Origin of the sequence: Brevundimonas albigilva (genome assembly GCF_023573565.1) — a bacterium.
Lineage (GTDB): Bacteria > Pseudomonadota > Alphaproteobacteria > Caulobacterales > Caulobacteraceae > Brevundimonas > Brevundimonas albigilva.
The window spans coordinates 141,297-154,089 of record NZ_CP097649.1; the positions used below are offsets into that span (position 1 = coordinate 141,297).

The 12,793-nt window shown below is 70.3% G+C and carries 12 protein-coding genes; 3 read left to right on the top strand and 9 right to left on the bottom strand.

The window, feature by feature from the left end:
• Positions 1 to 22 precede the first annotated feature (22 nt).
• The 7 genes from M8231_RS00770 to M8231_RS00800 all read right to left on the bottom strand — a co-directional run bounded on the left by M8231_RS00770 (position 23) and on the right by M8231_RS00800 (position 5,740).
• Positions 23 to 265, bottom strand: coding sequence for a hypothetical protein (locus M8231_RS00770; RefSeq protein WP_249751609.1), 243 nt, complete (start codon positions 263 to 265; stop codon positions 23 to 25).
• Complete coding sequence (def, locus tag M8231_RS00775) at positions 265 to 843, bottom strand: peptide deformylase (protein WP_249751608.1); 579 nt, start codon at positions 841 to 843, stop codon at positions 265 to 267. The genes M8231_RS00770 and def overlap by 1 nt, the downstream gene beginning before the upstream one ends.
• Before the next feature lie 415 nt (positions 844 to 1,258).
• Positions 1,259 to 1,657, bottom strand: coding sequence for an acyl-CoA thioesterase (locus M8231_RS00780; protein WP_249751607.1), 399 nt, complete (start codon positions 1,655 to 1,657; stop codon positions 1,259 to 1,261).
• A gap of 33 nt (positions 1,658 to 1,690) precedes the next feature.
• Positions 1,691 to 2,272 carry a hypothetical protein gene (locus M8231_RS00785; RefSeq protein WP_249751606.1) on the bottom strand — a complete coding sequence of 194 codons (582 nt, stop codon included), beginning with the start codon at positions 2,270 to 2,272 and terminating at the stop codon, positions 1,691 to 1,693.
• A gap of 5 nt (positions 2,273 to 2,277) precedes the next feature.
• Positions 2,278 to 3,429, bottom strand: coding sequence for a polysaccharide biosynthesis/export family protein (locus tag M8231_RS00790; RefSeq protein ID WP_249751605.1), 1,152 nt, complete (start codon positions 3,427 to 3,429; stop codon positions 2,278 to 2,280).
• A 32-nt stretch (positions 3,430 to 3,461) separates the two neighbouring features.
• Positions 3,462 to 4,745 carry a glycosyltransferase family 4 protein gene (locus M8231_RS00795; RefSeq protein WP_250202034.1) on the bottom strand — a complete coding sequence of 428 codons (1,284 nt, stop codon included), beginning with the start codon at positions 4,743 to 4,745 and terminating at the stop codon, positions 3,462 to 3,464.
• A 2-nt stretch (positions 4,746 to 4,747) separates the two neighbouring features.
• Complete coding sequence (locus M8231_RS00800) at positions 4,748 to 5,740, bottom strand: KpsF/GutQ family sugar-phosphate isomerase (RefSeq protein WP_249751602.1); 993 nt, start codon at positions 5,738 to 5,740, stop codon at positions 4,748 to 4,750.
• Positions 5,741 to 5,913: 173 nt separating this feature from the next.
• Between M8231_RS00800 and otsB the strand changes: the two genes are divergently transcribed.
• The 3 genes from otsB to M8231_RS00815 are packed head-to-tail and all read left to right on the top strand — an operon-like array spanning position 5,914 to position 9,913.
• Positions 5,914 to 6,672, top strand: a complete 759-nt coding sequence (gene otsB / locus M8231_RS00805) for a trehalose-phosphatase (protein ID WP_250202035.1) — start codon at positions 5,914 to 5,916, stop codon at positions 6,670 to 6,672.
• Between the two features lies 1 nt (position 6,673).
• The gene (locus M8231_RS00810; RefSeq protein ID WP_249751600.1) at positions 6,674 to 8,458 is read left to right on the top strand and encodes a glycoside hydrolase family 15 protein; all 1,785 of its coding nucleotides are present in this window, start codon (positions 6,674 to 6,676) and stop codon (positions 8,456 to 8,458) included.
• A gap of 42 nt (positions 8,459 to 8,500) precedes the next feature.
• On the top strand, positions 8,501 to 9,913 hold the full coding sequence (locus M8231_RS00815) for an alpha,alpha-trehalose-phosphate synthase (UDP-forming) (protein ID WP_249751599.1): 1,413 nt from the start codon (positions 8,501 to 8,503) through the stop codon (positions 9,911 to 9,913).
• A gap of 3 nt (positions 9,914 to 9,916) precedes the next feature.
• On the opposite strand, the gene M8231_RS00820 is transcribed toward M8231_RS00815, so the two are convergent.
• Together M8231_RS00820 and cobT are read right to left on the bottom strand one after the other, a co-directional pair.
• Positions 9,917 to 10,891: an esterase-like activity of phytase family protein gene (locus tag M8231_RS00820; RefSeq protein ID WP_250202036.1), complete on the bottom strand. Its 975-nt coding sequence runs from the start codon at positions 10,889 to 10,891 to the stop codon at positions 9,917 to 9,919.
• Positions 10,888 to 12,765, bottom strand: coding sequence for a cobaltochelatase subunit CobT (gene cobT / locus M8231_RS00825; protein WP_250202037.1), 1,878 nt, complete (start codon positions 12,763 to 12,765; stop codon positions 10,888 to 10,890). Before cobT ends, M8231_RS00820 begins: the two co-directional genes overlap by 4 nt.
• Positions 12,766 to 12,793 lie beyond the last annotated feature (28 nt).

Consider the following 12,793-nt stretch of genomic DNA (forward strand, 5'->3'; position numbering starts at 1 on the left):
GGCCTTTAGAGGTTTGGCGCGCCTACTGCCAGCGGGTGAAGACGCCGCCGCCCTCGTCCCATTCGCCGCCGGCGTCCAGGGCGTCGTCGAAATCGAGCAGGCGATCCAGCAACAGGCCGGCGACCACGCCCAGAAGGGCGACCCCGGCCAGGGTGGCCACGCCCGCGACGCCGACCTTCTGGCTGCGCGTCAGGCGACGGCGGCCCTGGGTGTCGATGACCAGGGACTGACCCCGGCGGGGCAGGCGGACGGTGCGTCGGCTCATCAGGCGGCGATCCTGTCTCGGGCGGCCTTCTTGACCTTGGTCACGGCGCGCTCGCGCTTGAGCCGGGACAGGTGGTCGATGAAGAGCACGCCGTTAAGGTGGTCCATCTCGTGCTGGATGCAGACGGCGTAGAGGCCGCTGGCCTCCTCCTCCACCTGCTCGCCGTCACGGTTCAGGTAGCGAATGCGGACGCGCGCGGGGCGTTCCACCTTGTCGAAATACTCGGGGATCGACAGGCAGCCCTCCTCGTAGGTGTAGAGCTCGTCCGACGCCCACAGGATTTCGGGATTGGCGAAGAAGCGCGGGTTCCTGCGCGTCTCGGCGGCCTCCGGCGTGTCCTCTTCCTCGGTGTCGCAGGCGTCGCCGCCCTTGTCGCCCAAGTCCATGACGATGACGCGGTCCAGGGCGCCGATCTGCACCGCGGCCAGGCCGATGCCCGGCGCGGCGTACATGGTCTCCAGCATGTCGTCCATCAGGGTGCGGACGGCGTCGTCCACCCCCGCGACGGGCTTGGAAACCTGCTTCAGGATCGCCAGATCGGCGACGTTGTCGATGGTGAGGATGCGACGAAGGGCCATGGGCGGGAGGTAGGCCGGCCCCGGCGTCAGGTCAAGATTTCCGACCCCGGCGGTCGGATTTGACGCGGTTCGGGCCTGGCCGATCAGGCGGGAGCGAAGACGAGACTGACGATCAGCCACAGGGTCCAGATCACCGCCACCACCAGCATCAGCGCTCCCGGCCCCATTGCGCGGAATCGGCGGTCCATCAGGCGTGAAAATCGCTCGGGATTCTCTGCTCTGCGGACCGCTTCACGGCGATGCCCGCGCGTATAGCCGACGCCCGAAGACTTAGCCCGGATCCATGGCACGGCTTCGCGCATCAGCAGCACAAGCCCGGCCGCGTATAGAGCTATGAGCAACATTGAACGGCCCCCCGAAAGAAAACTATGGGGCGGGGGAAAAACCGTCAACCCGGGGTGGCCCTTGGGCGAACTTACGCCTTGCCCGGCAACGGGCGCGGCTTGCGGTTCTGGTCGATGGCGACATAGGTGAAGACGCCTTGGGTCACGCGCACCGAGGCGGCCTGGGGCTGGCCCCGCGCGCGCTTCCAGGCCTCGACATGAACCCGGATCGAGGTCCGGCCCGAGCCGATCACCTCGGCGTAGATGCTGACCTCGTCGCCGACCGAGACGGGCTGGTGGAAGACCATGCCGTCCAGCGCCACGGTGGCGCAGCGCCCGCAAGCCAGCTCGAAGGCGGGCGTCGCCCCGGCCACGTCCATCTGCGCCAGCAGCCAGCCGCCGAAGATGTCGCCCTCGGGGTTGGTGTCGGCTGGCATGGCGATGATGCGGCCGACGGGCTGGGTCGCGGGCGGTTGGGCGGCTTCGGTCATGACGGGCGCTTTCGAACGGGCGGGGGCGGTTGTCTAGCCCGATGAGCGGCCGGCGTCAGCGCCGGATCGCCGCTTCCTGGGGCGGGGCGGCGTTTTGGGCCGGGCCCCGGCGGCCGCGACGCGGGCCGCCAGGATGATCTCGCGATTGGCGCGCCAGGTGGCGCCCAGCTCCATCGCCGTCAGCAGGTCCTCGGCGAGCAGGGGCCCGTCCCGAGCCTCTCTCAGCCGCGCCGCAAGTCTCAGAAGGTCGGAGGCCGCAGCCAGATCCGGCTTGTTCGAACGCGCGCCCAGATCTTCCAGCCGGGCGAAGCGCCAGCCCGCCTGCCGGGGCTGGTCCAGCGCGCGCTGAAATCGTTCCTCGGGCGTCAGCTGTTCGGCGATGAAGCGCCAGCGCCGTGCGCGCGGCGCGCGTTCGTAATGGCCGGGACGGGTCGGCAGGCCGTGCAGCGCATAGACCTCATGCGCCGCCGCTTCCATCTCGGACAGCGCGCGCGACAGGGCGTCCTGGCGCGGGCCTTCCGGGGAGCGCCCGTCTTCGGCGCGAGCGTCGATCGGGAAGGGGTCGTCCTGCGGCGTCTCTCTGCGCGAGCGCGGCAGGAGACGCCACAGGCTCAAGGCCGTCAGTCCACGTTGATCGCGCTGGTCACCGACACATCGTAGATGACGCGCGTGATGCTCTGGACGAACTCGAAGAATTTGCGCGCCTCGGCGGCGTTCGCCAGCGGCACGTAGATCACGTCCTCGGGCATGATCTGGATGTTGCTGGCGGCGAACACATTGGCGGCGTTGTTGAAGTCCAGCTGGTAGATGATCGGCACGCCGCTGGGGGTGGCCGGCTGGGTCACGCCCAAGGCGCGCGCGACCTCGGGCCGCTCGAAGCGGAAGATCATCACCCGGCTGGCGTTGGCGGTGTTGGTGTTCAGGCCCGCAACGCGGCTGAGGGCGCCGGCCAGGGTCACGGGTCCGGGCGGCATGTCCACCTGGGCCACCGCGCCCAGGGCGCCGAAGGTGCTGAACCGGCGCGGCTTGTAGGCGAAGTTGACCAGGTCGCCCGGCTGCAGCCGCACATTCTCCTCGAACGAGGTCGTCACCACGCCCAGCGGCGCGGCGTAGGTCTGGCCGGCGCGCTGGATGGTCACCATCATGTCGTCGACCGGCCGTTCCGAGCCGCCGGCCTCGCCCAGAACGTCCAGCAGGCGGTTGCTGTTGACCGACAGGGGCTTGCGGCCCGGCTGGCGGACGTCGCCCAGCACCGTCACGGAATTGGAGGCGTTCTCGGCCACGACGACCGTGATCTGCGGATTGGCCACCTTGCCGCTGAGGGCGCGGCGGATGGCGGCGGCGGCCTGCGGCGGGGTCAGGCCCTCGACCCGCACGGCGCCGGCGAACGGGATGGACACCGCGCCCGAGCGGTCCACGACCTGCGCCGGCAGGACCTGATTGCCCGGCTGGACCGCGGACCCTGCGCCGACGCCCCCGCCGAACAGGGTGCCGCTGGGCTCGATGATCTGGACCTGCAGGGCGTCGCCGACGCCGATCAGATCCAGAGGCCGCTCGCTGGCGGCGCCCGTCAGCGAGCCGAAGAACTGCGCAGGGACGGCCTTGATCCGCTCGCTGACCTCATAGTTCATCTCGACCAGGGCGTAGCCGCCCACGGCGTCGGGCCGGGTGGCGCCGGCGTCGACCGACCGGCCCGAGGGCCCGTCGCGCGGCAGGGTGGTGCAGCCGCCCAGAATGGCGACGATCATCAGCGGCAGGATGGTACGCGTCATGAAAGCCGTTCAGCCCCTCGTTCGACCTTTGCTTACTCGCCTTCGCCATGCGCCGCCAGAGGCGATGACCCGCCCAGGCCGACGGCGCCGGCGACGACGGCGAAATGGTCGTCCCAGCGAGGCGGCGCAAAGGCGGCGGCCGGCTTGGACGCCTCGTCCAGCGTGGCGCGCCGGATGGCGTCCAGCCAGCCCAGCCCGTCCAGCGGGTCGATCAGCCTGGCTTGCGGCGTCAGTTCGCGATGGGGCGGAATGTCCGAAGCGATCAACGGGGCGCCCATCGCGCAGGCCTCCACCGCCGGCAGGTCGAAACCCTCGACGGCCGAGGGGGCCAGCACCGCGCGCGCGCCGCGCATCAGCCGCACCAGGGCGCCGTCCGACAGGTTCTCGGCCTGGTGAACCACGCCCTGCAGATTCGGCGAGCGCTGCAGGTGGTCCAGCACCGCCTCGTTCTCCCAGCCATAGCGCCCGACCAGGACCAGCGACGGCGTTCGTTCCCCCATCTCTTCCTCCAGCCGCCGCCACAGCGTCAGCAACTGGGCCAGGTTCTTGCGCGCCTCGATGGTGCCGACATGGATGAAATAGGGGCGGCTGGCCCGCACCGCGTCGCCGGGGGCGAAGGCCGTCTCGATGCCCAGGTGGGCCACGTGGACCGGCGGCGGCGTCAGGCCCTCGCGCGCGGCGAAGCCGGCCAGCTGATCGGCGGTGTGGCGCGAGTTGACCAGGATGCTGCTGGCGTGACGCAGGGTGTGCACGACGCGGGCGCGGTGCTTGTCGGCGTCGCCGGGTCGGCAGAACTCGGGGTGGGTGATCGGGATCAGGTCGTGGATCATCACCACGCGATCGACGCCGTCCTGCTCCAGGGCCTGCAGGGCGTCCGCCTCGTGCAGGGTGGTGTGGCCGACGTTCAGATAGAGGTCGGCCGCCGGCAGGGGCGCGGCGTGCCGGGATCGGAAGAATTGGCGCAGCACGCGCGGCTTGTCGCGCGCCGGCTTGTGGTCCGCCAGCGGCGGGGGGCAGATGACGGATTCGGCGGGGCGCTGGTCGTGGGTCAGGGCCGCCAGCAGCCGCGCTTCGTGGCGCGCCGCCCCGTTGACCGTGCGGCCGTCCCAGCGGGCCCGCAAGCTGCGCACGAAGTCGCGGAACCAGGTCTGGTCCACCGTCACCAGCCGGCCCTTGCGTCCCCGCACCGGAATCATGACCACGTCGGACCGCTGGTCCAGCCATTCGGCGTAGGCCAGGCAAACCCGGTCCACGCCCGTCGGGGCGGTCCGCTCGGCCCGGCTGAGCAGCCGGCTGACGTCGTAGAGCACCCGCATGGTCAGGAGACGTAGCCGGCCTGCATCAGTTCGGCGATATGGACGATGGCGGTCGGCCGCCCCTCCTCGACCACGAACAGATTGGAAATCTTGTTGGCGGTCAGCAGGTCGACCACGTCGCTCATCCGCGCGTCCGGATCGACCGTGATCGGGTTGGGGCTCATGATGTCGGCCGCCTTCAGGGCGGCGATGTCGCGCTGGAACGCGCGGCGGATGTCGCCGTCGGTGACGATGCCGCCCAGGGTGCCGTCCGGATTGAGCACCGCGACCGCCCCCTTTCGCCCCTCGGTGACGGCCGAGACGACTTCGCTGAAGCTGGCGGTGGTCGGCACGGCGGCGGGCGCGGCGGCGTTGTCGCCCATCCATTCCCGCACGCTCTGCAGGCTCATCCCCAAGGCGCCGCCGGGATGATGCAGCCCGAAATCCAGGGCGGTGAAGCCGCGTCGATCCATCAGCACCATGGCCAAGGCGTCGCCCAGCGCCAGGCTCATCAGCGTCGAGGTGGTGGGCGCCAGGCCGTTCGGGCAGGCCTCGGCCACCTTGGGCATGGTCAGGCAGACGGCGGCGTTGCGGCCCAGGAAGCTGGTCGGCCGTTGGGTGACGGCGATCACGGGGATTCCGTTGCGCTGGCAATAGATCAGGGGATCACGAAGCTCGCGGCTCTCGCCCGAGTTGGACAGGGCCAGCACCGTCACGTCGGGGCGCAGCATCCCCAGGTCGCCGTGGCTCATCTCGGCCGGATGGACGAAGAAGGCGTTCGTGCCGGTCGAGGCCAGGGTGGCGGCGATCTTGCCGCCGATATGGCCTGACTTGCCCATGCCGGTGACGACCACATAGCCCGGCCGGCTCATGATCACGTCGGCGGCGCGGGCCAGAGAGACGTCGATGGAGCGTTCCAGCGCGTCCAGGGCCTCGATGTTCAGGCGGATCACCTCGCGCGCGCGCTCGGTCATGGCGGCGATGTCTTCGGGCGAGGAAAGGGCGGTCTCGGTCATTGGCGACAGGCCCGTGCGGCGGGCTCTCCTTGTTCGAGGCGCGCGGTCTGCCGCATCCCACGGCGGCGCGCAACGGCTCCCTTTCAGACGATGTTGTCGATTCCGCGTCAACCTTTGCCGCATTGGCGCGTTAGTGTGGCGGGGAAATCATCGAATAGAGAGTCTCTCGCCTCATGCCGTCTCACGTCGGAGCCGCCGATCTCGTCTTGCCGCCGCCGCCCGTCCTTGCGGAAGGGATCGCCCTGTTTCTGGACATGGACGGGGTGTTGGCGCCGATGGCCCCGACCCCGGATGCGGTCAAGCCGGTGGCCCGGCGCACGGCGGTCCTGAAGGCGTTGGAGCGGCGGTTGGACGGCCGCGTGGCCATCGTCAGCGGGCGCACCCTGGCCGAGATCGACCGAATCGCCGACGGCGCCCTGTCGTCCGCGTCCGGCGTGCACGGGCTGGAGCGGCGTCGACGCGACGGCTCGATCGAGCGCGGCGCCGCCGACGCCGGCGTGACGCGGGCGCTTGACGCCTTCCACGCCTTCGCCGCCGAACGGCCGGGCATGATCGTCGAGGACAAGGGCGTTTCGGCCGGCCTGCACTACCGCCTGGCGGCGGACCAGGCCGCCGCCGCCGAGACCCTGGCGCGAAAGCTGAGCGACGAAACCGGCCTGGCCCTGCAGCCCGGCCATATGGTGCTGGAACTGAAGACGCCGGGCGCCAGCAAGGGCACGGCCGTCACCGCCTTCATGGCCGAACCTCCGTTCCGGGGCGCGACGCCGGTCATGCTGGGCGACGACGTCACCGACGAGGACGGCTTCCGCGCGGCCGACGCCCTGGGCGGCTACGGCGTGCTGGTCGGACCCGAGCGGCCCACCGCCGCGCGCTATCGGCTGGACGGGGTGGACGACGTGCTGGGCTGGCTCGAATCCGTGGCGGAGGCTTAAGATGAAGCCCAATCTCGATCTCTGGCCCATCGGCAACTGCGGCATCAGCGCCCTGATCGACCGCCAGGGCCGCTATGTCTGGGCCTGCGCGCCGCGCGTCGACGGCGACCCGGTCTTTTCCGCCCTGATGGACGGCGAGGATCCCGAGCACGGCTTCTGGGCCATCGAACTGGAGGGGCTGAAGCACGTCGACCAGGCCTATGTCCGCAACACGCCGGTTCTGCGCACCGTTCTGACCGCCGAGGACGGGGCGGCGGTCGAGATCCTGGACTTCGCGCCGCGCCATCCCAAGCATTCGCGCACCTATCGGCCGCTGGCCTTCGGGCGCATGGTGCGGCCGCTGGAGGGGACGCCGCGCATCCGGGTCCGCCTGCGCCCTTCGACGGACTGGGGCGCGCGGCCGGCGCCGACCACCTCGGGGTCCAACCACATCCGCTTCCTGTGTCCGGACGTCACCTTCCGGCTGACGACCGACTGCCCCGTGTCGCACGTGCTGAACGAGCGCACCTTCCGGCTGGAGCGCCCGTTCGCCTTCTTCTTCGGGCCGGATGAAGGCTATGACCAGGACGTCGGGCCGGGCGTGCAGGCGGCGCTGGACCGCACCATCGCCTATTGGCGCGACTGGGTGAGGAAGCTCTATCTGCCGCTGGATTGGCAGGAGGCGGTGATCCGCGCGGCCATCACCCTGAAGCTTTGCGCCTATGAGGAGACCGGCGCCATCGTCGCGGCCATGACGACCTCGGTGCCCGAGTTTCCGGAAAGCGGCCGCAACTGGGACTACCGCTACTGCTGGATCCGCGACGCCTATTACACGGTGCGGGCGTTGAACCGGCTGGGCGCCGTCGACATCCTGGAAAACTACCTGGTCTATCTGCGCAACCTGGTCGACAATTCCGCCGGCGGACACGTCCAGCCGGTCTATGGCGTCGGCCTGGAGCCGGGCATCGGCGAAAGCATCGTCGACAGCGTCGAGGGCTATCGCGGGATGAAGCCCGTGCGCGTCGGCAACCAGGCGCATGAGCACCTGCAACATGACGTGTACGGACAGATCGTCCTGCCCCTGGTCCAGGCCTTCTACGACCAGCGCCTGCTGCGCCCCGGCGTCATCGACGATTTCTACGCGCTGGAGAAGGTCGGAGAACGGGCCTTCGCCATGCACGACCAGACCGACGCCGGGCTTTGGGAGTTCCGCACGATCGCTCGGGTCCACACCTATTCCTCGGTCATGTGCTGGGCCGCGTGCGACCGGCTGGCCAAGGCGGCGGACCATCTGGGCCTGCCCGAACGCGGCGAGGTGTGGCGCGCGCGCGCCGACACCATCCGTGCACGGATCGAGAAAGAGGCCTATCTGCCCGAGGAGGGACGCTTCGCCGCCAGCTACGGCGGGCGCGAGCTGGACGCCTCCCTGCTTCAGATGACCGACCTGGGCTTTCTGGACGCGCGCGATCCGCGCCAGGTCGCCACCTTCGACGCCATCGAACGCGACCTGAAGAAGGGGAGCCATCTGTTCCGCTACGTCGAGCCCGACGACTTCGGCGAGCCGGAGACCGCCTTCAACTTCTGCACCTTCTGGTTCATCGAGGCCCTGCATCAGAACGGGCGGGTCGAGGAAGCGCGCGAAATTTTCGAGGAAATGCTCAGCCGGCGCACCCATGCGGGGCTGCTCAGCGAGGACATCTCGATCGAGGACGGGGAGCTTTGGGGCAACTATCCGCAGACCTACTCCCTGGTCGGCATCATCAATTGCGCCGTGTTGTTGAGCCGTTCGTGGACCGATGTGCGTTGATCCGTCTGGCCCCGGGGCTGGGGTCGCCCGTGGAAGAGTGAAATGAGTCGTCTGATCGTCGTGTCGAACCGGGTTTCCGCACCCGTCGATCCCGCCGCCGGGTCGGCCGGAGGGCTGGCCATGGCCCTTTCGGCGGCGCTGAGGAAGTACGACGGCCTGTGGTTCGGCTGGTCCGGCGAAACCGTCGACCATTGGACCGGCGAGGTGAAGATCGAGGACCGCGCGGGCGTGACGGTGGGTCTGGTCGATCTGGAGCCCGCGGACGTCGACGAGTATTACAATGGCTACGCCAACAAGACGCTGTGGCCGCTGTTCCACCACCGCATCGACCTGGCCCAGTATGAGCGGACGTATGGCGAGGGCTACGAGCGGGTGAACCGGCGGTTCGCCGAGGTGCTGGCCCCGCTGATCCAGCCCGGCGACATGATCTGGATCCACGACTATCACATGATCCCGATGGCGCGGGACCTGCGCCGGCTGGGGGTCAAGAACCGGATCGGCTTCTTCCTGCACACGCCCTGGCCGGCGCGCCAGCTGCTGGTCACGCTGCCGCACCACCGCCGCCTGGTGGAATCGATGTTCGCCTTCGACCTGATCGGCTTCCATACCCAGGAATGGTGCGACCTGTTCACCGACTATGTGGTGACCGAGGCCCGCGGCGAACTGTTCGGTCATGGCGGGCTGGAGTGCTTCGGCCGCAAGGTCCAGACCGGGGTGTTCCCGATCGGGATCGACGTCGACGGATTTCTGGCCGCGCGCGATTCCACCCTGGGCGCGCGGACCTACGACCGGATGGCGGCCTCGGCGGTGTTCCGCTCGATGATCGTGGGCGTGGACCGGCTGGACTATTCCAAAGGGCTGGAGGAGCGGCTGCTGGGCTACGAGCAGTTCCTGCAGGACAATCCTTCGATGCGCGGCGAGGTCTTTCTGTTGCAGGTCACGCCGATCTCGCGCGACGACGTGGACAGCTATCAGGACATCCGCGCCCGGCTGGACGCCCTGGCCGGGCGGGTCAACGGCGCCTTCGCCGACATGGACTGGCAGCCGATCCGCTATCTGAACCGCACCTATCGCCGGGATCAGCTGGCGGGCATCTACCGCGCCGCCAAGGTCGGGCTGGTGACGCCGCTGCGCGACGGCATGAACCTTGTGGCCAAGGAATATGTCTGCGCCCAGAACCCGGACGATCCCGGCGTGCTGATCCTGTCCCGCTTCGCCGGCGCGGCCGAACAGATGGGCGAGGCGCTGCTGGTCAATCCCTACAGCCGCGAGGAACTGTCGGACGCCATCCACAAGGCGCTGACTATGCCCCTGGCCGAACGCATCCGGAAGTGGGAGGCGCTGATGCAGGTAGTGCGCGAAACCGACGTGTCGATCTGGCGCGACGACTATGTGCGCGCCTTGCTGGCGGTCGACGCGGACGCCGACGAGGGCGTGGCGGACGCCGCGGCATGAACCTCAGTCCAGGTCGAAGGCCAGCAGCAGAGTGCGCTGCATCGGATTGAAGTTGTCGTCCGACAGGATGTACAGGCGCGTGCGCCCGTCGCGCGTCTCGGCCGCGATCCCTTCGAAATTGTCCGTCGTGCCGGGCAGCTTCAGGTCGATCAGAACCGGCCCCAGGGTTCCGCCCGGCGCCATGCGGCGGACATGGGCGCGCGCGTCCAGCGGCGGCCGGTACCGACGCTGGACGACCATCCAGCCGTCGCGCGCCGGATCGCGGTCCAGGCCGGTGATGCGGTATTCGCTGTCCGGGATCGGCGTGTCCGGCGGCGGCGTGACGGTGGTGCAGCGAGCGGGGTCGCAGTCCCAGACGCCGCCCGATTCCCCGGCCGCGCGCCACCCGCCGGGCGCGGTCGCCAGCCCTTCGATTCCGTCGTTCTCGGTGAAGGGGAAGGCGGGGATCCGCATCGCCCGGGGGCGCGTCGACAGGGCGTCCAGCGGGCCGTAGTTCCAGATGCGGTGGTCGCGCTCGAAACTGACCAGAAGGTCGCCCGAGGCGGTGAGGGCCAGCCCCTCGGCGTCGCCGTCGGCCTTTTCGGTGATCGGGGCGCCGTCGGCCAGGGTCAGCCGCCGGGTCTGAAAGCCGTCAAGCCCGACCAGGCGTCCGGCGTGGTCCAGCCGCAGCCGCGCCCGCACCAGGTCGCCCACGTCCGACACCGTGACCAAGCCGCCGCCGCCGGTCAGCTTCAGGTCCGACAGGCTGTGCAGCGGCGAGGTCGGATCGGCGACGATCTCCACCCCGCCGGCGAAGCGCACGCCCGGGGCCAGGACGGCGCCGCCGGGCAGGCCCAGGCCCACGCTTTTCAGGGTCGCGCCGGCCTCGGTCCATCCGGTCGCCGGCTGGGGCGCGGGCCGGGGCGGACCCAGGGTGCTGGCGCAGGCCGCCAGGGTCAGGGCGGCCAGGGTCAGGGCCGTGCGGGCGAACGGTCTCATGCGGCGGTCCTGCGTCGCCCGCGCGCGGCCGGCGCGGGGTCCTGTTCGAACAGTTCGGCCAGCTTCTCGGTCATGGCGCCGGCCAGCTGCTCCACGTCCACGATGGTCAGGGCCTTGCGGTACCAGCGGGTCACGTCGTGGCCGATGCCGATGGCCAGCAGCTCGACCGGCGACCGGTCCTCGATCTGGGCGATGACCTGGCGCAGGTGCTTGTCCAGATACAGGGCGGCGTTGGCGCTCTGGGTCGAATCGTCGACCGGCGAGCCGTCGGAGATGACCATCAGGATGCGCCGCTGCTCGGTGCGGGCCAGCAGGCGGTCGTGCGCCCACAGCAGGGCCTCGCCGTCGATGTTCTCCTTCAGCAGGCCCTCGCGCATCATCAGGCCCAGGTTCTTCTTGGCCCGGCGCCAAGGCGCGTCGGCGGCCTTGTAGATGATGTGGCGCAGGTCGTTCAGCCGGCCGGGATTGGCGGGCTTGCCGGCCGTGATCCACGCCTCGCGGCTCTGGCCGCCCTTCCAGGCGCGGGTGGTGAAGCCCAGGATCTCGACCTTGACCCCGCACCGCTCCAGCGTCCGCGCCAGGATGTCGGCGCAGACCGCCGCCACCATGATCGGCCGTCCGCGCATGGAGCCTGAGTTGTCCAGCAGCAGGGTCACGACCGTGTCCCGGAACGGGCTTTCGCTCTCGGCCTTGAACGACAGGGGCGCGGTCGGATCAGTGACGATCCGGGTCAGGCGCGCGGTGTCCAGCATCCCCTCTTCCAGGTCGAAGATCCACGACCGGTTCTGCTGGGCCAGCAGTCGGCGCTGCAGCTTGTTGGCCAGGCGCGAGACGACGCTGGAAAGGATGGCCAGCTGGCCGTCCAGCAGGCCGCGCAGCCGGTCCAGCTCCATCGGGTCGCACAGGTCGGCGGCGTCGATCACTTCGTCGTAGGCGGTGGTGAAGACGCGGTAGGCGTCCACGGCGCGGCCGTCGTCGGCGGTCTGCTGGCGGTTGGGCTGCTCGCCCTCCTGAAGCTCGGGCCCGTCTTCGGAGGCCTGGCCGTCGGGGTCGGCGGGCGCGCCCTCGGGGCGGGACTCGCGCTCTTCCTCGGCGGTCTGGTCGTCGGCGTCGCCTTCCATCGACTGGCCGCCTTCGCCGCCGTCCTCCTCCTCGTCCTGATCCTCGTCGGCGTCGTCGGGCCGTTCCTGGGGGTCGGGCTGATCCTCGCCCTGGTCCTCGGAGGCGTCGTCGCCCTTGCCGTCGCCAGGGTCCAGGTCCAGGGCGCGCAGCACCTCGCGCAGCTTCAGGGCGAAGCCCGCCTGGTCCTCGGCCGAGGCGGCCAGGGCGTCCAGCCGCGCCCCGGCCTTGGCCTCCAGATTGGCGCGCACCAGGTCCAGCATGGCCCCCGCCCCGTCCGGCGTGGCGCGTCCGGTCAGGCGTTCCCGCACCAGCAGGCCGACGGCTTCCGCCAGCGGCACGCGCTCGGCCTGGGCGACGCGCAGGACGCCCGTCTTCTCCAGCCGGGTCAGCAGGGCCGCGTCCAGATTGCCGCGCACCCCGGCCAGATATTGCGAGCCCACCGCCTCGACCCGCGCCTGTTCGGCGGCGTCGAAGACGTCGGCGGCCTGGGCGTCGGCGGGCCGCATCCGCCGGTCGGTCGCCTCGTCGTGATTGGCCAGACGCAGCGCCAGCCGGTCGGCCTGGCCGCGCAGGGCCGCGCTCTCGGGACCGGAGGGGTCGCGCGGCGGGTGGGGCAGGGTCAGCACGCCGCCCGCGACGCGCGGTCCGTCCGAGCCGAACGCCACCTCCAGCTCCGGCTGCTCGGCCAGGGCGCGCGCGGCGTGGCCAAGCGCGCGCTTGAAGGTTTCTGCGGGCGTGTCCGGGGCGGCCATGGGGTCCAGTTAGTCGTTTCGGCCGCGC